This is a genomic window from Vibrio sp. JZG10 (assembly GCF_054064075.1).
Map to the genome: position 1 here is coordinate 130,392 of NZ_JBSUGE010000012.1, position 20,352 is coordinate 150,743.

The 20,352-nt window shown below is 44.8% G+C and carries 15 protein-coding genes; 4 read left to right on the forward strand and 11 right to left on the reverse strand.

Annotation, left to right across the window (positions count from 1 at the left end; genetic code table 11):
- Positions 1 to 186: 186 nt before the first annotated feature.
- The 5 genes from ACWYVB_RS14475 to ACWYVB_RS14495 all read right to left on the reverse strand — a co-directional run bounded on the left by ACWYVB_RS14475 (position 187) and on the right by ACWYVB_RS14495 (position 7,289).
- Positions 187 to 1,962: an ABC transporter transmembrane domain-containing protein gene (locus tag ACWYVB_RS14475; RefSeq protein ID WP_457529283.1), complete on the reverse strand. Its 1,776-nt coding sequence runs from the start codon at positions 1,960 to 1,962 to the stop codon at positions 187 to 189.
- Between the two features lie 3 nt (positions 1,963 to 1,965).
- On the reverse strand, positions 1,966 to 3,705 hold the full coding sequence (locus tag ACWYVB_RS14480) for an ABC transporter transmembrane domain-containing protein (protein ID WP_457529284.1): 1,740 nt from the start codon (positions 3,703 to 3,705) through the stop codon (positions 1,966 to 1,968).
- A gap of 273 nt (positions 3,706 to 3,978) precedes the next feature.
- On the reverse strand, positions 3,979 to 4,491 hold the full coding sequence (locus ACWYVB_RS14485; protein ID WP_264301720.1) for a prepilin-type N-terminal cleavage/methylation domain-containing protein: 513 nt from the start codon (positions 4,489 to 4,491) through the stop codon (positions 3,979 to 3,981).
- A 193-nt stretch (positions 4,492 to 4,684) separates the two neighbouring features.
- Positions 4,685 to 6,028, reverse strand: coding sequence for a sodium/glutamate symporter (locus tag ACWYVB_RS14490; protein ID WP_041852964.1), 1,344 nt, complete (start codon positions 6,026 to 6,028; stop codon positions 4,685 to 4,687).
- Between the two features lie 574 nt (positions 6,029 to 6,602).
- A complete protein-coding gene (locus ACWYVB_RS14495) occupies positions 6,603 to 7,289 on the reverse strand; it encodes a DNA-3-methyladenine glycosylase I (protein WP_012841859.1) in 687 nt (228 codons plus the stop codon).
- Positions 7,290 to 7,375: 86 nt separating this feature from the next.
- Between ACWYVB_RS14495 and ACWYVB_RS14500 the strand changes: the two genes are divergently transcribed.
- Positions 7,376 to 7,570 (forward strand): hypothetical protein, encoded by a 195-nt coding sequence (locus tag ACWYVB_RS14500; protein WP_005394200.1) that lies wholly within the window; start codon positions 7,376 to 7,378, stop codon positions 7,568 to 7,570.
- Between the two features lie 98 nt (positions 7,571 to 7,668).
- On the opposite strand, the gene ACWYVB_RS14505 is transcribed toward ACWYVB_RS14500, so the two are convergent.
- From ACWYVB_RS14505 to ACWYVB_RS14515, 3 genes are all read right to left on the reverse strand, one after another.
- Entirely contained in the window at positions 7,669 to 10,479 is a 2,811-nt protein-coding gene (locus tag ACWYVB_RS14505) for an Hsp70 family protein (protein WP_457529287.1), read from the reverse strand.
- A gap of 61 nt (positions 10,480 to 10,540) precedes the next feature.
- A complete protein-coding gene (locus ACWYVB_RS14510) occupies positions 10,541 to 12,496 on the reverse strand; it encodes an Hsp70 family protein (protein WP_191907421.1) in 1,956 nt (651 codons plus the stop codon).
- Positions 12,496 to 13,128, reverse strand: coding sequence for a DUF2760 domain-containing protein (locus ACWYVB_RS14515; protein ID WP_005394205.1), 633 nt, complete (start codon positions 13,126 to 13,128; stop codon positions 12,496 to 12,498). Before ACWYVB_RS14515 ends, ACWYVB_RS14510 begins: the two co-directional genes overlap by 1 nt.
- 289 nt (positions 13,129 to 13,417) lie before the next feature.
- On the opposite strand from ACWYVB_RS14515, the gene ACWYVB_RS14520 reads away from it, so the two are divergent.
- Both ACWYVB_RS14520 and ACWYVB_RS14525 read left to right on the forward strand, forming a co-directional pair.
- Entirely contained in the window at positions 13,418 to 14,959 is a 1,542-nt protein-coding gene (locus tag ACWYVB_RS14520; RefSeq protein WP_457529290.1) for a sensor domain-containing diguanylate cyclase, read from the forward strand.
- An 83-nt stretch (positions 14,960 to 15,042) separates the two neighbouring features.
- Positions 15,043 to 15,573, forward strand: a complete 531-nt coding sequence (locus ACWYVB_RS14525) for an exonuclease domain-containing protein (RefSeq protein ID WP_457529292.1) — start codon at positions 15,043 to 15,045, stop codon at positions 15,571 to 15,573.
- 251 nt (positions 15,574 to 15,824) lie between these two features.
- On the opposite strand, the gene ACWYVB_RS14530 is transcribed toward ACWYVB_RS14525, so the two are convergent.
- The 3 genes from ACWYVB_RS14530 to ACWYVB_RS14540 all read right to left on the reverse strand — a co-directional run bounded on the left by ACWYVB_RS14530 (position 15,825) and on the right by ACWYVB_RS14540 (position 18,755).
- Positions 15,825 to 16,265, reverse strand: a complete 441-nt coding sequence (locus ACWYVB_RS14530) for a tellurite resistance TerB family protein (protein ID WP_457529294.1) — start codon at positions 16,263 to 16,265, stop codon at positions 15,825 to 15,827.
- A 189-nt stretch (positions 16,266 to 16,454) separates the two neighbouring features.
- Positions 16,455 to 18,395: an alkaline phosphatase D family protein gene (locus ACWYVB_RS14535; RefSeq protein WP_457529296.1), complete on the reverse strand. Its 1,941-nt coding sequence runs from the start codon at positions 18,393 to 18,395 to the stop codon at positions 16,455 to 16,457.
- A 9-nt stretch (positions 18,396 to 18,404) separates the two neighbouring features.
- A complete protein-coding gene (locus ACWYVB_RS14540) occupies positions 18,405 to 18,755 on the reverse strand; it encodes a VC1380 family protein (protein WP_005377676.1) in 351 nt (116 codons plus the stop codon).
- A gap of 237 nt (positions 18,756 to 18,992) precedes the next feature.
- Here ACWYVB_RS14540 and ACWYVB_RS14545 point away from each other — a divergent pair, with 237 nt between their 5' ends.
- Positions 18,993 to 20,297, forward strand: coding sequence for a MipA/OmpV family protein (locus ACWYVB_RS14545; RefSeq protein WP_457529299.1), 1,305 nt, complete (start codon positions 18,993 to 18,995; stop codon positions 20,295 to 20,297).
- The last annotated feature ends 55 nt before the right edge of the window (positions 20,298 to 20,352 follow it).

Sequence of the window (20,352 nt, forward strand, 5' to 3'; positions counted from 1 at the left end):
AGACTGAAGTACCGTACGATTTTACAACGACCTTGCGTGATATAGCGAGGGGTTATGTCAATAATAGGTAAGAAATAGAAAATTAGTTCACATTATGAAGAAATTGGAAGCTAATCAGGCTAACTTTTGAAGTTGGGCCGATTATGCCCATGCCTACCAAATAAAAAGAAGGCATGGGTATAAACATCACACCGCTTCTTCGAGTTGCTTGGTTTCTTCTTCAATCTGCTGTAAATGTCGGTTTGCTTGCTGTAACTGATACATTTGGGCATAACGACCATTTTGTTTCAACAGTGTTTTGTGTGTGCCTTTCTCTACTAACTCCCCATGATGAAGAACAATGATTTGGTCCGCATCCAAAATAGTTGAAAGTCGATGAGCGATAACGACTAGTGTCATGTCTTGTCTGAGTACTGCCAAGCTCTTTTGTATTAAAGCTTCTGTTCCTGAGTCAATATTGGCCGTTGCTTCATCTAATATCAATATTTTAGGTTTTACCACAAGCACACGCGCTAACGCTAAGAGCTGTTTTTGTCCAGCAGATAGATTGGTTTCACCTTGACCTAACTGCGTGTCTAGCCCATTAGGATAACGGTGAATTTGCTCTGCCAAACCTACCTTGTCTAACGCATCCCATATTTGAGTATCATCAACCGCCCGACTGAGGGAGATGTTTTCTCTGACTGAAGCAGGGAGAATATGTGGATCTTGTTGAACCATTGCCACATCTTTGCGAAGGACGTCTTTCCCTAGTGTTTTAAGTGGACGACCATCGATGAGCAGTTTACCACATTGCGTTGGATAAAAGCCCATCAATAGTGACGCTAATGTGCTTTTACCGCTTCCGGTATGCCCGACAAGCGCGATAAAGTCTTGGTGGTTGGCCTTCAACGAAATGTCTTTTAGGACGTCCTGTTTACCATCGTAGCTAAATGTGAGGTCTTTAAGTTCGATAGCACCTGACCTTAATGGCAGATGATCGTCCCCATAAGTTTGTTCTTTCGCATCAATCAATTCAAACACACGTTCGCTTGATACTAACGCTTGTTGAAGTAGAGCAAGCTGCTGAGTCATTTCAATTAATGGCTCAGTAACGCGCGCAAGATAACTGATAAACGCATACAGTACCCCCACACCAATCAACTCAATACCGTTAAAGCCAAAGATCGCAACCAAGCAAAGTAACGCGAGGCCAGCGAGCAAGTCCATCAATGGTCTTAGCAGATAGCCGTTTAGCCGAATCACTCGTTTAGATGCCACCAAATGCTCTGCGGTTAGCTCGTTGAACTGTTTATTAAAACGCTCTTCTTGTTGCATTAATTGAATGACACTCATCCCTTGAATGGATTCACTCAGATTCGCATTTATATCAGTCAATAGGTCACGCATCTTTCGGTAGCTTTCTGTACTTAGCTGCTTAAACAAGTACATAAAGCCGATGACGATCGGTAGCAATACAAGCACAACAAGTGTGAGTTTCCAGCTCATGAAAAACATAACGCCAAGCATCACCACAATCATGACCACGTTTTTCACCACGGTCGCGATCAAGAGCTCATAAAATTGCTGTAGAGATTCCGTATCGTTGGTGATTCGCGATACCAATTTTCCAGCAGGAGTGTAATCAAACGCAGATAACGGCTGCTTAATCACGCCAGAAAATACTTGCTTACGAATCGCTTTGATCGTGTTAGCCGCGACAATGCTAAATTGCAATGACTGAAAATACTGGAATGTTGCCGATACGATCTGAAGAGCGATATAACCTACTGCTAGCGAAATCAGAATATTTTGTGAATAGTCACCTTTAGCGATGTGCTCATCAATGAAATATTGAATTAACCAAGGGCCGCCGGCGCTGGCTAACGCTGCAATAAACAGCAAGGCGAGTCCTTTAATCATTGGCTTTGGTTGAGATAATGGGTAAGACATTAACCGTTTAAACGTACTGGTCTGCTTCATTCATTATTCCTCCATCGCCTGTTCTAGTTTTTGGTACTCGAACATTTCGGCGTACCAGCCTTTATGCGCTAATAAAGCGCTATGTTGCCCACGTTCAGTAATGTGTCCGTGATTCAATACAATGATCTCGTCTGCTGCTTCCAATGCGGTGAGGCGGTGCGCAATAACGATTAGGGCTTGATCACGGTAGTGCGTTTCCAAATTCTTAAGGATTTGATGTTCGGTCCGTCCATCAACAGCGGAAAGTGCATCGTCCAAAACCAACACTTGGGCATTCAACAGCATAGCGCGTGCTATCGCAATACGTTGTTTTTGCCCGCCGGAGAGTGTAATGCCTTTTTCACCGACTTCTGTTTGGTAGCCTTCAGGAAACTTCTCAATATCGTCATGTATACAGGCTAACTTTGCTGCTCTGTAGACTTCTTCCTTTCCCGCGTTAGGGTTTCCTAAGGCAATATTGTCAAAGATAGATTTGGAGAATAGAAACGGGCTTTGATTAACCACGGCAAAGCGGTTGCGCCACTGAGGAAGTAGGGCATCTTTAATCTCAACATCCCCGAATGTAATTGAACCGTTTGTTAGGTCGTGCTGACGCAAAAGCAGCGTTAGCAGGGTTGATTTTCCGCTTCCGACAGGGCCAGCTACTCCCAACATTTTACCGGGTTCAAGTTCGATTTTTATTTCGGCTAAAGCTGGTGGTAAATCACTGGACCAGTGGAAAGCATCGATATCAATTTTTAATGGCAGTGGTTTATCTTCTAATGGTTTATTTCCACTGACAATCTCTGGTGTTTCATCAAAGATCTCTTGTAGGCGATTCCATGCTGCGGAGCCTCGCTCTAAAATATTAAATAAGAAAGCGAAGGCCAGCATAGGCCATATCATTAACCCTAAATACATCGTAAAGGCTGTTAGATCACCAAGCGTGATCTCTCCCTTATCGACAAGGTAAGCACCAGCAGCGACACTGAGAAGGAAAGAGAGGCCGATGGTGAGTTGGATAGCTGGATCAAATCTCGCGTCGACTCTAGCGACGGCGATATTTTTCTGACCGGTATCCTCGACTACATCTTCAAAGCGCTGTTGTTCTTGATTCTCTAACCCAAAAGCTCGCAACATTCGCACGCCGTTAAGTGACTCTTGCGTCATGTCTGACATGGTAGAAAAGGCTTCCTGAGCAATGCGGAAACGTTGATGCAGTATACGGACAATAAAAAAGATGATGATTGCAAGAAACGGCATTGGAAGAAGTGCCATAACGGTGAGCTTCCAGCTAACTTGCGTTACCATGATGATTAAAACTGCAATACCCGTGATCAAGGAATCGGCTGCCGTTAAAACCCCTTCGCCGGCTGTCATTACGATGTTACGTACATCATTAGTACCACGCGCCATCAGATCACCGGTCTTATAACGTTCGAAAAATCGGGGTGGTTGTGTCGATAAGTGCCTATAGAGACGATTACGTAGAATGGTTCCGAGTTCCCAGCTTGCGCCGAAAAGCCAAATTCGCCATAAGATACGGCATCCATAAATGGCAAAGATCAGTGCAGTGAGTCCCAAGAGCCACAGAATCAGCGTATTTGTATCTAACGTGTTATCTACGACCCCATCAACGATGATACCGACCGCTTTAGGAGGAACAAGTTGTAGAGTTGATATCACAGCGAAAAGCAAAATCGATCCGACATAATGCTTCCACTTTTGTTGGAAATACCAACGTAACTGCCAGAATATTCTCATCACGCCTCCCGCTTTAAATTATTGAATTTGTTATAGAACTATTATTGAGCGAAATGATGAGTTTACAAGCACAAATTATTGGCGGTCGGAAAAACGATAGATTGTTTCGATTACGGGCGTGTGCGGTCGCGAATTACTTGTTTTCTCGCTGCAAGCTAATTATGAAACAACATTATGTGAAATAGTTGTTAATAATGGGTTTTGGGGCCAGTATTCTGCTAAAAGCGATGAAAGCACCAAAAGTGCAACTGTTACTTTCACTCACTAGGGGAACTAGCAGTCGTCAGTTTGTATTTTGTAGCTGACTTGGCCACCTGGAGTTTCTGGGTAGTAAACTTCGACATAACACATATGGTCTGGACCAACAGGTTTGTTTGCAAAGCCGATAAGGAAATAGGGTTCGTCCGGGCTGTCTACCCCGTACCAAGTATTGATAGTGAGTTGAGGGTCGAAACCTGCCAGCTCTTTTGCGGGAATGACATTCTTAATAAATCCAAAGTAACCAATTAGGTCGTTATTGCCGTCATTATCTAGATCAATGTTATGTTGTTCGCCACCATCTACCGTCTCTTGAGATTGAATAACGGCTTTGGTGTACACAAAGTTGTTTGCAGTCATGAGCGCTTCCCTCGCGCCATATAGAACCGCCACTCGGGCATCTTTTTGCAGACCAAGAAATTTAGGAAGGGCAATAACACTAACGACACCAAGGATAATGATGCACACAATGAGTTCAATGAGGGTAAATCCTTGAGAGCGATGCACTGCCTTTTCTCCATGAGTCATGAATAGTTTGGCGGCTATTTTGATATAAAAATGCGCAGGTCAAGTATTAAAAAAGGATGGGAAGGAGTGACCAAGCTTGCAGATCTTAAATACAAAACAAGTTGCTTATTTGTTGCATGCTGGTGGGAGGCGGCTATCGAATAAGGGGAGAGAGTTAAATTCGGGAGGATAAAATACCTCCCGAAATGAGCAATTAAGACTCGTTTGCGACGGCTTGACCGCTGCGCTTAAACACAAATCGCCAAATAAATAAGACAACGGCAATATAGGTTAGACCAACACCTAACGCTTGCCAGTGCATGCCGTTATACATTGCGATTGGCATAAGCGAGATGATGAAAATGTCCGTAATTGAGCCTGGAACATAAGCGATAGCATAGTCATCTAACACTTTACTGCGCATTTTGGGGTCGACAATGCGTAATAACGCGATACCCATAGCGACTGTACCTGTTAACCATCCCCAAGAGAAAATGCCTTTCTCAAACCAGTCATCTCCCATGATGCGAGGTGCAACCCAAAAGATAAGCCATAGCGTGAACGCGATACCACCAATTGCGAGCACTACCATTGGCATTAAATACTGCGCTAGAACCGTGATCTTAATAGCTGAAATACCAAAGATGATCAGGTAATCCGTACTAATACCCGCTGCGTGTTTGAATGCGCCGTCACATAGGTAATGAGATGCCTTGGTTTGCTTAGCGATGATTCGAACTAACATACCGCCTAGAAAGCCAGTAACGAAAGTCGGAATTTGTACCTTATCGTGGAAAGAAGATAAGTAGTTGGCTGCTACATAAGAGAAAGCCGTTACCACTACAACCAGCGCCGCGTGAATCGCGAAAGAATCGACTGACAATGATGACATCGTATCTTTCATCACAGGTTCTTGATCGTCAGGTTTCACTAAGCCTTTGCGTTCGTGTTCGTCCATGCTGTCGAATGTCGTAAAGCTACGAATCCAGCCCATTTTCAACGCAAACTGAAGCATTAACATGCCCACAGAGATTGAAATAAAGATCCCAACTGTGGCGAACGTTAAACCGAGCGTGAAGCCATCTTCCCAACCAAGTCCCGTGAAGATTTCACCGACTACAGATGCTGAACCATGTCCGCCCATGAATCCAGCGGACATGGTTACGCCAAACCCAGGATTAATGTCAGGCCAAAAGAAGGTGGTAAGTACTAAACCAAACATTGCTGCAAACAGCCATTGCGACACGGATGCAATTTGGTTAAACGCCCACAATGAGCCTGCTCGTTGAGCAACCACTTTTGGTGACGGGACATCTGTTGCTAAACCCAACGCAGAAAAAAGTGCAGCAGTTAAGAGGCTTGCGTTTGCGGTAAAGGTATCTGTCCAAGGTAATACGTTAAGCAGAGCTGGGCCAAAAATAAGACCAAATAACCCAGCCAATACAGCAGATGGAATGTACATGCGTTGTAGTAAAGGCATATGTACACGAATTACTTTTGCTGCAATTAATAGTAAGCCAGCGATGGCTAAGTCAGTCAGCATTAGACCTTTTGGCATTTCTTGTCCTCCAGTAAATGCGTTCAAGGGGCTCATCCTTTTAACCAGCCTTGATGTAATAAATAACTTCCAGCACAAAACCACGAAAATAGTCACTCATGTGACATCGCGTCATGGTTGTTCTAGTCAGCACTCTATTGCGCTGTCGAATTTGTATTAACGGATCTGTTGATCCTTAAATCTATAAAGTGAGTGCAATTGTTGTGAGTGCTCACGAAGTGTTGAGAAATTTGAATAAATTCCTCGATCAAGTTTCTGATAGTTCACTCAGGAAGGGCGTGTATCCTAGTCAGTTTGTCAGCGCAATGCAATTGAGCGTCATCAATATTTAGTGCCTAAAAACTGGGCACTTGTAATTAAATATTTGATAAATAAAAATATTGAACAAGAAAAATAATTTGTCGATATGATAACTTTTTGTGATTTGAATGGGGATTTTGCCACTTTAAGGAGAGATTTTTTGGAGGAATCGAGAAAGTAGTAATATCAGTAAGAGCTAAAGTAGAGTGATTCGCGCAAATATCATGCGTTATAGGGGGCCGGAATTTCGCCCCCAGAGCTACAAAGTGCTTGTTTAAATTCGATTGTCACCAGTACTAAACGCGATAATTTGACTGATTTCGGTCAAGCTTCTTCCACTTTCTTGCTGCCACTGAATAAAGGCTTTATTAGCAGAGTCCAAGGACTTTTTCGTGTCTTTGCCGCCTTCAATGATCTTGCAGTTGCGTAAATAAGCTTCGACATCGTTAGACAGAATAAAAGTGTCCACGCCCATTTGGCGTAAAGTGTAAGGGCCTGTATTTCCACCCAAACGACTACCATGCTTCTTCAAGTAGCCCCATAGATCCGTGATCTTTTCCCGAGGCCATTCAGCAATCATGTTACTGAACGAGCCATATTCGATTCTTGCTTCATGGATCATGCGAGCGTTGGCCGGAATCGACATGACTTTGGTGAGGTGGCGAATGATGCGTTTGTCGGTTGCTTTGGTTTCCCATTGCTCATCAGACAGCATCAATAGCGGCTCGATTTTAAAGCCGAAAAATACCTCTTCGAAGTTCGGCCACTTGTTGCGAACCACACTCCAAGAAATTCCACTTTGGAATACTTTCATCGAAAAAGCGGCGAGCCAACGGTCATCGGGAATCGCTGCTAATTCCTCTTTACTTAATGGGTGAGACAATAGCGCTTCAAGCTGATCTTCTCCGCCTTTTCGCTCAGCAGCACGTTGATAAATCGCGTCAAATTTTTCGATACTCATAAAAGAAGTTAGTCCTAGTTTATGTCGATATTTGCGAAACATACTACGCTTAAGTGGCTGAATCGTAAATTGATGGAGTGTCACAAATGAAGAAGGTCACATTAACGTTTGTCGGGGAAGGTTCGGAGCGTATCGCGGATAAATTTTATACTTGGCTGGCTGATGGCGGATTAGAAGACAGCTTAATTGAGACTCTATCGGACAGAGAAGTGTCGGTGGTCGGTATTAGCGATATGGATAACGAAACGCGCGATGTAGTGATTACGACAGAAATGAATTAGCGCGTTGTACACGATAAAAACCAAAAGAATGCGATACAACAAAGCCCTTCGTCGGAAGGGCTTTGTACGTCTAACTCGTGTTCTTGTGTAGAGTGGATTTAATGATGAACCAGCGTTAAACCGCTTGGTAAAGCATCACCGAAGATACGCTTCGATTCACTCTCCGATAGCTCTTTGACTTCTTCAACCAGCGATACCCAAGATTCAGGTACCTTACTTTGCTTCAACTTAGCCAGTACCTGCTCACGGTAATCGTCTGAGATATCGAATAGGCGGTCGCCCGTCTTACGACAAATCATCACGGCTGCGAAAGCGATCATTGGCTCTTTCTGCCAATTCTGCTCTAATAGCTTAGGCAACCATTGTTCCGCTTGTTCACGAGGAATGACGTTGTGCTGGCTGCCATAAAGTGGTGTGCGAGAAGCCAAACGTCCCATCGCCCACCAGTGCGCTTGTTCAAACTGGTTTTGGTTGATCGCTTTACTTAAGAACCACGTTGCCAATAGAACTTTATCTTCCACTTCTAGATGCTCTAGAGAGGCTGAAAGACGCACCATGGATTCGTAACCCATGTCTTGTGCCGCTTTGGCGGACTGTGGGTTTTTCATCGCGCCGGGATGCAGATATTTTGCGATGTCTGCCAAAATGGTTTCTTGTTGTTCTTGGCTTAGACCGCCCGCGATACGTCGCCAGAATACCCACCAGTCTGTCCAGCCTTGATGGTTTTTGAACTGAATATTTTGTTGATACAGTCCCCAAACTTGCTCAATACGCCAAGAGTCTGTTGGATCGCCAAAGCCCGGACGCAGTGCAAAGCCCGCCAAACGAAGCCAGTTTTTCTCGTGCTGTTCAGAACGACGGCGACGTTTACGACCTTGTGCAAAGGTATCAAACAGTTGACGTAGGGTAGTGAAATCCCACTCGTCACGTTTGCCGAGCTTCTTCTCAAGATCTTTGGCTAAGGTTTTGATCTCTTTGCCTTCTGCGCTTTTTTTGTTACCGCTGTATAGGCGAGCGATCAGCTCCTTACATTCGTTCAGTTTAGGGTGAAGCTTAACTTGTTCACTGTCGTCGGTTTGCTTGTTACGGACTTCGAATTCCAGCTCCCAACGTTTGTTGTCGTCTTCTGCGCTGACACATTCCATCTTAAGTGTGCCGACTTCAGTCAACTGACACGCCAGTTGTACTTCGACACGTTCTTTCTGGTTGGCTTGCAGTTCGGCACCTTCACCTTCAAGGGTGGTGATATAAGGCGGTAGTGGAGCAAACAAGTCTGGGTCAACATCAACCATCACGCCATTTTGGATGGCGGTGTTATTGGTTAAGGTATCGTGGGTAGAAGTCAGCAGGTTAAAGCGGACTGGCTCTCCAAGAGTGAGCGAGAAACGACGACCGCTTAAACGGATCTCGTGACCTTCTTCTGTACCTTTTGCAAGCAAACAGAGCGCTTTGCCCATTTTGTTTTTTTCTTGAAGATGCAAGAAGTAAGAACGCGCTGCACCACCACCAATTTTTAGCTGTGCGCCACGACGCGCTTTACCAAATGCTACAGCACCTAATGCAACAGACCAATCTGGATGTGGGTTATCTAATACCGTAACTGGTGCGCCGCGCCAGTCAGAAAGTAGGGCGGTGACACGTTCAGTCACCAGATCACTGTTAAACACGCCACCGTTCAACAACACGCCAACTGGAATCGCGTTTTGTTTATCGTCTTCAATGCCAAGAGCGGCACGAGCGACTTGCTGGTGCTGAGTTAAGAACTCGGCAACGTGCTTGCTCACCGCTGGGTCAGCAACGTATGGAAGGCCAAACTCGACAACCGCGCTACGACGTTTGTCTGGTACGTCACTGAAATCAGAAAGCGGGAAGAAGCCATCTAATGCGATTTGGTGCACTTCTTGTTTGCTTAGAGCAATACTCTTTGTGCCCCCAAGTAGCTTAGAGCCGCTACCTAACATGGTGATCTTCACTTCGTCAGGTGCGCTCGCTGAAAGCAGGTTCTCTTTCGCTTTACGCGTTTGCTGAATCAGCTTAGTCAGGCTTGCTGCAGTGAGTTTCTTACTTTGATTGAAGCGGCTCTCTGCAAGGTGTGCTAATGCTAAGTCGAGGTTATCACCACCCAGCATCAAGTGTTCGCCAACGCCAATACGATCAAGGGCTAGCTCATCTTGAGAAGAGAAACTTGCTTCAATCAAGCTCAAGTCGGTGGTACCACCGCCCACATCGCACACAAGAATCAGCGGTAACTCTTTGAGTTCATCAGCTGCGGTTTTCTGATGGCGTGCGTACCAGTCGTAACATACGGCTTGTGGCTCTTCGAGCAGGACGATTTTCTTTAAACCTGCCAACTCAGCGGCTTCAAGCGTGAGCTTACGAGCGGTTTCATCGAACGATGCTGGAACGGTCACAACCACATCTTGGTCTTCTAGCTTGTTGCTAGGATGACGGTAGTTCCATGCTTGACGAATGTGGTTGAGGTAGCTTGCGCTGGCAATGACGGGCGAGACTTTATCTACGTCTTGCGCGCCAGCCCAAGGGAGAATGTCTGAGCTACGATCTACCGCTTGGTGCGATAGCCAGCTTTTTGCACTGGATACCTGACGTCCTTCCACCTTCGCGCCTAATTCACGAGCCCATTCACCAACGATGACATTGTTAATGTCGCCAGCAACAGGTTCGTTGTCCCAAGGAAGAGTGAGGTCAGAAGGGGAGATTTGACCTACAGCTGGATGATAGCGGAAAGAGGGCAGAAGTGGTTTACGAACGACTTCGCCCGGACCAATCAGTTGGTCGATGTCAAATAGGGATACTTCGGATTGTTCAAGGTTGTCGGTGATTTCACAGTAGGCCACCACAGTGTTTGTGGTGCCGAGGTCAATACCAACAAGGAAACGAGGAGATGCCATACAAAACCAAACCTTCGTGTATTTAAAAACGGCACCCGATTGGATGCCGTTTGACTTCTAATTATTGTTCTTCGTTTGAGTCACTTTTCGCGTCTTCGCGCACATCGAACTCAACATGCCATTTTTGCCCGTTATCAGCGGCAATGGCTTCTAAGTAAAGCGTACCAAGCTCTGTTACGCGAGAAGCTAGGGTAACTGGAACCACTTCACCTTCACGACGACCTTCAGATACAGGCAGCGTTACTTGGATTTCTGGTAGCTCTTCAAGCTCTTCTGGTGCCCAGTAGTCAAGGTGAGTACCTGCTAGGTCGTCACGACGAACGGTTGAGCCGAAGAATTGGAAGTTAACTGGCTGGCCGATGATCAAACCAAACTCTTGGCTTGGTACGTCAACGCTTGAGCCTTCTTCCATACCAAATGGTGCTACACACAGTGCTTCCATTGGAGGCGCCATGCCCGGAATCGCAGGCATCGCACTTTCGATACCCACGTAGTACGCCGAAGCAATACCGCCGCGGATACGAACGCCTTGACCACGACGGACAGAGCCGTAGTAAGCCGCACCGCTAGCAACCGCAAGGTCTAGATCCACACCTGTTAGGCGTTTCGCCATTTCTGCGTCTGCTTCAATTAGCCATTCGTTGATCGTGTCTTCTAGACGACTGGCTAGAAGTTTCGATTTCAGCACACCACCGTTGAATAGGATTGCCGTTGGTTTGATGAAGTCAGCCGATTGCGCTGCATCCGCCCCTGGCATACCTGGCATGTTTGCAAATGGGTTGAAATCTTGAGCTTGCGCTGATTCACCACCGCTTTGCGCGTGTGCTTGCTTAGACAAGAATGCTGCAATGTGGCGAGTAATACCCGCATCTTGTGCGTAAGGCAGACCCATTTGCGTTAGTGCACCACGGTTACGTTGAACAGGGTGGTCCGTAATCGCAACTTGAGGGAAGAAACCGTCAACTAATGTTTGTTGTACTTCTTCTTGAGTCAGTTCTGTTTTCAGTGTTGCGCCAAGCAGTTTAGAACCACGGCTTGGTACCACGATTGGCACTGACTGCAGCTCGCTGTCGTTCAATAGCGCTTCTTTCGCGTCACGACATGCGTGCGTCATCGCCTGAACTTGCCACGGCTGTAGCTCTTTGCCTTCTTGCGCTAGCTTCATCTTCAAGCGGTACGCAAGTGCAAGGTCCATGTTGTCACCGCCAAGTAGGATGTGTTCACCTACCGCGATACGGTTCAAAGTTAGGTTGCCGTCGTCTTCAGTTACTTCAACCAAAGAAAGGTCAGTTGTACCACCACCGATATCGACCACAAGCACAATGTCGCCAACTTCAACTTCGTCGCGCCATTTGTCGTTGCTGTTATCAATCCAGTTGTAAAGCGCAGCTTGAGGCTCTTCTAGAAGCGTTAGGTGCACAAAACCAACGTTGCGTGCTGCTTCGGCTGTTAGATCACGAGCAGCAGGATCGAAAGAAGCAGGAACCGTAATGGTAACGTCTTGATCGGCAAGATTATGATTTGGGTTTGCGTGATTCCAAGCATCTTTTAAGTGCTCAAGGTATAGCTCGGTTGCGCGAAGAGGGGATACTTTTTCCACTTCTTCTGGGCTACCCGCTGGTAGGAATGCGTCACGACGGTTTACACCACCGTGGCAAAGCCAAGATTTCGCACTTGCAACAAGACGAATTGGTGTTTTTGAACCTAGGTTACGTGCAATTGCACCAACTAGAGCTTTTGGCTCGCTCGACCACGGAAGAACACGTGATTGCGGGTTCATTTCGTGTTCGTGTGGTTGGTATAGGAAAGAGCCTAATTGGCTACGAGTCTCTACCGTACCCGGCGCAGTCAGCTGCGGGATAGGCATAACTTCAACGCGAGCATCTTCGTCATGTGTATCAACAAAAGACATTACACAGTGTGTTGTACCTAAGTCGATACCGACACTGAATTTAGGCGTCTGTTGTGTTTCAACAGACGCTTCTTGAGAATGGTTTTCTTGGTTCATGTGTTCCATTACAGCTCAACCTCGGCTGGAGCAATCACAGATGCATCGTAGTTTTCAGCCAGCTTAGGAAGGTTCATCGATGTTGCCTTCCAGCCTTTGTGCACTAACGTGCCTTGGAATGGCGCGCTACCTGTCACGTTGCCAGTAAGGCGGATTTCTTGTGGGTTGAAGCCTTCTTCAACCGTAATACGAGTTTCTTCGTCTTCGTTGCGAACGTGCGCAAGTGTTACGTAATCGTTCAATACTTTCTGGCCACCAGTATGAATTACGCGAGCTGCTGCGCCTACTTCTTCATCAGAGAATGACGTTAGGTCTTCTTGTAGGAAGTCAATCAGACGAGCTTCTTGTTGCATGATAGAAAGTAGCTGCATTGCAGAATCAGTAGAAGCTGTTGCGAGTTTCGATTCAACTTCCACCACTTTTTCTACGACTTTCTCAACTTCAACGACTTTTTCTACTTCGACGATCTTCTCAACTGGCTTCTCAACTTCGACGATTTTCTCGACCGGTTTTTCTACGACTTTCTCAACCACTTTTGATTTGCGAGAGACCGCGACTAAAAGAAGCAAAACGCTCGATGCGGTTAGGCCAGCGTGAAGCATATCGAACGTTTGAGGAATTAGGTTCAAATCAATGTTCATGACGTTTTTTCTCTTTCTATTGATTATTGGTGCTCAGTATTGGCTCATATGTGTTCACTAAAACGATGGTCTTTGCGATCTTGCACCAAGTTTAGACATTAAAATGATGACGGATGGTAGCATATTCAAGGCTTAAGGCTGTAATAATTCGTGACTATACCGTACGAACAGCGTGAAAAATCGACGATCGGACTGCCCAGCATAGGTTGTTGCTTGATGTTTGTGCGTTGCTAACGCAGTATTTCAATAGATCCCGAAGTTTAACTTACGGAAGTATCAAAATTACGATATGACACAAAGCACCGCTCACAAGAGCGTTATCAAACGACATTCAGACTCTATTCTAGCTTTTGCAGCGACGTTGTGTGTCACTGCTGGTGTGGTCGGTGCTGCTTATACGATGCAGCAACGGTATACGCAGACGACGTTTGATACTTTAGCTGACCGACAAGCAGAATCACTGAAAGCGAACGTCGAAAATGATTTAAAGTTCATTGGTGCAGGTGCAAACTTTTTTCATTCGATTGAACGCACCTATTGGTCTTCGTTCCCAATGTATGCGGAACAAGTAATCAATAGCTCGCGAAGTCTAATTGGACTTCAATGGATGCAAAAGGTCGAATTCGAAGACCTTGATGAGCATATTTTAAAGACCCGTCAAACATTTCCTGATTTCCAACCGTTTACCGTTCCTAAAGATGGCCCTAAAACCTACGGATACATTTTTGAACACAAAGAGCCAATTTTTATCGCATCGGATATTTATCCAAGAACACCAGAAAACCTTTCTCTATTAGGTTTCTATTTTTCACGTAAACGCTTCGATCTCATCTTGGATGATATATCCACAAATGGGCGAGCGAATGTCTCGGATAAAGTTCGCTTATTGCAAGATGGGTATGACAAGTCCATTCCTAAAACTGGGCTGCTAGTGTTCCATCCAGTGTTTGACTTCCAGGATAAAAATTTATTAGGTGTAGTGACAGGGGTGATTCGAAGTACGGTTTACTTTGAGGATTTGATCACGAAAACCGCGACCGAGCTAGATATGTCGGTGCGCGTAGAAGATTTAGGCTTTGACGCAGCAGATGACCCCGTTCTCTTCCAAAGTTCAAACTGGGATAACATTCGAGGAACGGTTATAAGCCGTACCATTCAGCTGCCCAATCGTGAGTGGCGGATTGATTTTAAACTTTCTGATGCCGTCTCTGCTTGGGAGCGTTCTATTTTAGCGGGCACGACATTAGCCGGGTTGGTAATCGCCTTTTTGATTAGTTGGATTGTGAATTTACAGTCACGAGAAAAAGAGCGCTTGGCGGTCATGTTAGAGCTTAAAACCGTCGAATTAAAAAGGATGGCTGAGCGTGACCCTCTAACTCAGTTATTCAATCGCCGAGCGTTTAACGATCATTTGCTTAGCCAGATAAACAAAGGTGTTAGCTTCGCATTGGTTGGTTTTGATATCGACCACTTCAAAGTTATCAATGACAAGCACGGTCATTTAGGGGGAGATGAAGCATTGCAGCATGTGACTAAGCTAGTCAGTGCGAATCTAAAGCCTGGAGACCGATTTTATCGTGCTGGTGGTGATGAGTTCTGTATTATTTCTAAAGTCATTGATAAAGAAGCACTGGAAGCTTATCTGGAAAAGTTGCGGAGCATCGTGGCAAGTACGGCTTTTGACTATGGCGATGCTTCAATCATTTGCACGTTAAGTATCGGCGCGGCTGTCCATAAAGATGAAGATCCTGAAAGCCTGTATCACAAAATGGATAATCAACTTTATTTGAGTAAAAAAAACGGTCGTAATAATGTGTCGATTGGCGATTAAATGGGCGCGCAAATTCGAGTTTTACACCGTGTTACGGTAGAATCCCACGCTTTAAAATTTTATGTTAGGAATCAAGACAAACTATGAACCATAACCGTATTGTATGCTTCGATTTAGAAATGTGTTGCTGGAACGAAAATGGTGTCGGCAGCACGGGTGAAATTATCGAAGTTGGGTTGGCTGAAATAGATTTGTCTAGAGGCGAGATAGTCAAGCGAGCTCAATACTACGTAAAACCTGAACATGATGAAGTTTCGCTGTTTTGTGCCGAGCTAACAGGTATTACGCCGCGTAAAATTGAAAAACAAGGACGCCCATTAAAAGAAGTGCTTAAATCCATGGTTAAGAACTTTGGTGGTCGAAACAAGATTTATGCATCATGGGGCCGAGATGACCTCATCCTGCTTGAAGAGTGTAAGCAAAAAGGTATTGAAGCGCCATTTACGGAGTTCATCAACTTAGCAACGCTTTATCGCATTCAAAATCGTCTTAAGGATAAGCGTATTGGTCACCGAGCAGCTCAAGAAGCAAAAGGCATTGATTGGGAAGGGCGCCAACATTCTGGTTATGTGGATGCGTATAATTTAGCGAAGCTTGCTCTGACTATGCTTTAATGGTCCGATATAGATAGGCAAACTTGTAATCAAATCGTCATTCAACCATTGTTGTTTTGTCATGGAATCTGTTTAGTGTAGAGCTCGTTAAACACATTCATATCTTGACCAGTATTTTAATAACAATGTCGTTGGCTTATCGAAAAAACGCGCGTAATGCGCGTTTTTTTATGGCTATAAAACTCATCTTCGACATCATTTCACGGTAGACTTGAAATAGCTTGCGCGACTTACATGTTTACCTTGTTGCCTTACTGAGATTGCAACTTTGCTCGAATGAACTCACTGTGATCAACGTAGAGTAGTTCTGCTGTTTTGCGGATCACTGCATCTTCTAGTGGATCAATTTCGCCATCGGCATAAGCCACTTCCCACATGCTTTTGATTAAGTTGTAGCGTGTTTCTTGAGTCAATTCTCTCAGTTGAGAAGTAAAATCGTACAGAGACGCGGAGTCTTTTATTTTCTGTTGCGCTTGCTCTAACAAAGCGTTTGATTCTTCTTCATTTAATGATAGGAGCTTCATCAATAATGAACGCTTTGTTTCTTGTTCTTTATCATTGACGTTATGGTCTGCGCCAGATACTTCACACAGCAAGCACGCGATAGCCATATTCGGAGAGAGTGTGTTGGTTTGGCTTAAATCAGACCCTTCAATGAGCTGTTTAAATAATGAGGTAAGAGAGTTAAACATATTGAACACCGAGCTATTGTTTATTTGGTTAACATGGTTATAAATACGGTAGATCTCAAGGTGTGGTATCAAATTTAGCACGCCGTTGACAGTCAAGAGCTTTGCTCATCTACCCAAATCCCTCGTACTTTTAAGTTCAGTCAAAATGATTTGCCTTCAATAAAGGGCAAGTCATTTTGGGAGCGAGAGTTAGCCTTCGGCACGAGTTGGTGGAAAATGTACCTCTTCACCATCGCTCGTTAGAATGCTAATTTGGCTCGGCTTTCCTTCGTCATCAAGACGCAGCTCACCAATGGCGCTGTGGTTAACTAAGCGATAAAAATTGTGCGTACTTGGTGCGCGTTTGTAGATCTTTAGACGCTTACGTTTTGTAAACCAGTTTAAAGGCGAACGAGGGCTATATAGAAGCCTATCTAGACCATCACAAATATTGAGCAATTGGGTTGGGAACTGATTTTTAATCCCGCTACAGGTGATTTGATAGATATTCGGACTATTTTTTCGGTAGCGAAGTTTAATGTCGTATGCAAAAGAGTAGTGCACGTCACCAGAGAGAATAACGAAATTGGTCGGCGTCTTAGTATGTGTAAAAATACTAATAAGCGTATTCGCACTTCCGGGGTGCGCCATCCAGTTTTCAGCGTCGACCATCAACGGTTTACCAAGCATTGTCACTACTCGCTGCAGTGCTTCGATAAATTTCACCCCGAACATTGGCGCGGCAGAAACAATGATAACTTTATCTTGATGAACAAGTTCTTGGTGGAACTCAATCATTGCTTCCCAGTCCATTAACCCAGAGGGCTTGTTCATTTTAGACTCAGAACGCCAGCGTCTGGTTCGCGTATCTAGCACGACAACTTTTGGCGTCGTCGGAATGGTGTAATGCCAATTCTCAAAGCGATACAAATATTGAATAAATGCATCTTGAGTTTGTGAGGAACGCTCGTTGAAAAAGCGTTGAGCGATACTCATAAACTCATCATTGAATTTTTCTGGCGCGTTTCCCCACCCTTGGCAGAGCCAGTAGGCAATCAGGCTGTTCCCGATAATACGTTTCGCAAAGGCGTTGCTGTACGCGGCTTGTTCCCAGCCTATGGTAAGGTTCCAATCGTCGGTGACATCGTGATCATCAAAGATCATGTAGGTTGGAATGTGAGCAAGTAAGCGTTGAACCTTATCTAGACCTGAGACGAATTTATCTATTTGAGCTTTTTCTTCGCGCCATTGCTGCTGCCATTTAGGTTCGAGAGTTGCTCCGCCGACAGTAAACTCATTTTCTAATAAGCGATCTGTCCGAATGAGCTTCCATAAGGTCGGAGACCAAACCAATAAGTACATTGCAAAGCATTCGGCAAAGCTTATTAGATGGTTTTCACACTCTTTGGCGCTGAATATTGGCGTCCCTCTGTGCGGGAAAAACGTACTCAGTAAACTGCCATCATTCACATAATGAGGCAACAATTTGTCCCGACCATAATAACAAGCTGAGTGCTGGTAGAGGGCATTGGTATTTTTTATCGGCGCTTGCTCGAATTCTTCGCCCGGTAAACCGAGTAGGACAATGACTTGTTCGATGGCGTCCAGAGTAGGGCCTGCAACATGGTCTGCGTAGATTTGGTCACCACTCATGATGAGCATATCTGGTCTTTCTTCGATGGTTTGAGATGCGATTTTATGATCCGCAGCGACCAATGTATCTTTACTGAAGTGGTGGGGATTCCGGCACGAGCCATGCAGAACATAATCTGCTTTTTCGCTGATTAGGAACTCAACGCCCAAATTTGGACAGTTATCTCGTTCATAAGTCAGATGAGGAAGCAGTTCCGTTACGGAGCCGTGTTGCGTTTGTATTTGATAGTGTAACGTTTGATGGGTCGGAAACTCGCCCTTTAATTGCAACAAACAGCACCACGCATTGAGACCGATTTGAAGCTGTTCTTTTTGCTTACTTAAGGGGGCTTGATGAAGGACGGAGGCGTTTTCATCCGTAATTTGCACCATACCCTCCAAGCGTTGGGTGGTGACTAGCCAAATATTGATTTCAGTTGCGGTCACTTTGCGCAAAATCGGACCTGCAACGATAAGAGGAAGTGAAGATGTTTCAGTCGTATTCATCAATGCTGGCAAAACGGCTCCTTATGTGTCAGCTTCTTCTTCTAATATTTCGATAACTTGGGAACTGCTAAGTTCATGTCCCATAAGGAATAAACCTAGCATAGCATCGGCTTTTGACGCGTTATCACTGTCTTCATCCAAAATCTGCTGAAGTCGCGTTCTGATTAGATCTATTTCGTGCTCGACGAAGCCGCGTCCCTCTTCGTCTCCCTGACCATCTTCTGGAGCATTATCAAAGTGCAAAAATAACATGTCACCATCAAGTTGAGTCCCTATCAACCTTTCAGGCAGCCATGCTTCTCCCATCACAATGTCTGGGTCCGTGTCTGCGGGTAAATGATTCAAGGTAGAGATAAGTTCTGATGCTTTCACTTTTTACTTCATTATGTTTGATTTAGAACTAAGCTAGAGTTTTAAGAGCTTGTTACGATAGTAAAAATATTCACAAACAAGCTCATCTAGGCGTGCAATATTAATATAATCTTGGGACTCAAACTGTCACGAGGATGACAACATTTGTCATTGTAACGGCTATCATCAGAAGAACATAAGCTTTAAATGGCAAATCATTGATGTTTGCCTGCTTCTCAACCAACATTTTTCGAACTCATGAAGAGATTAATTCTAACAACACTCACTTTGCCTTTAGCTGCGATGGCTTCTTCTGCGTATGGTGTAGAAGAGCAAACGTGGGGAATTGCAGCGATGTATCGCACTGCATCGATCCCGTTTTATACCGCCGATAATGACTCGACGGTGAGTACATTTGTACCAATGATGTTCTTTGAAAACGAGCATTTGTATATCAATGGCATTGAAGGCGGCGTTTTTCTGTATGACGAGAGTGATTCTGACTGGCGCGCGAGTGCGATTATGCGATTGAGATTTGTTGATATTCCCATGTCGCTACAAAATGCCAATGAAGGGGACAGAGTCGACTTCGGTGGTCAAGTTCGTTATAGCATTAACGACAACTGGCGCGCAGAGTTAGAATTAATGACGGACGATGAACTCCAGTTTCACTCTAATTATCGCCTTGCCGCTAATTATGCGTTTGGTGATTGGGAGTTAGAGCCATCTATCACGATTCGATACAAAGACGCTGACTTCAACAGTGAATATTATGCGTTTAAAGATGTTACTGGGGAAAGAATTGGAGCAGGACTTGACGCCAACCTCGGCATCAAAGCGCGTTATCATGTGACTTCCAACTTGTATTTATTGGGGGAAACGAGTGTCACTCGCTTAGATGATAATGCCTACAACAGCCAGCTTGTAGAAGACCGATATCAAGGTGAAGTGTTTGTCGGTTTTGGCTTTTTCAACGATAAAGGCAAAGCTCCGAAATCAGCACTGAGCAATAAACCATACCTACGTATCGCGCATGGTTGGGCGACGCCTTCAAATATTGGTGAAATATTTAGCTTTGAGAGAGAAAAAGACCCATACAACAATCAACTTACTTCACTGTTTTATGGGCACCCGCTAACGGACGAGTTGTTTGGTTTTCCTCTTGATATTTATTTAACGCCAGGTTTGGTTCATCACTGGTCGTCCAGTGTTCAGTCCGCGAGCACAGAATACGTGATGGCGATTAAGGCTTATTATACCGTTAATTGGCCAACGACTTGGCGATTTGGTGTTGCGGAAGGTATGTCATACGTCGACAACATTACCTACATCGAAGGAACCGAAATGGAAGACAAGGGTTATACACCAAGTAAGCTACTGAACTACTTAGACTTCTCGTTTGATGTAAATATAGGTGACTTATTCAACCAAAAAAACTGGGAAAATATGTGGGTGGGTTATTCATTGCATCACCGCTCAGCAATTTTCGAAAGTGCGTCCCAGTTTGGGCGCATTAAAGGCGGAAGTAACTACAATACCATTTACTTCCAGTTCGAGTTTTAGAGCATCGTAAGATGCATATAGGTCGGATTTGCAACTGACTTCTTTATCGCCCATT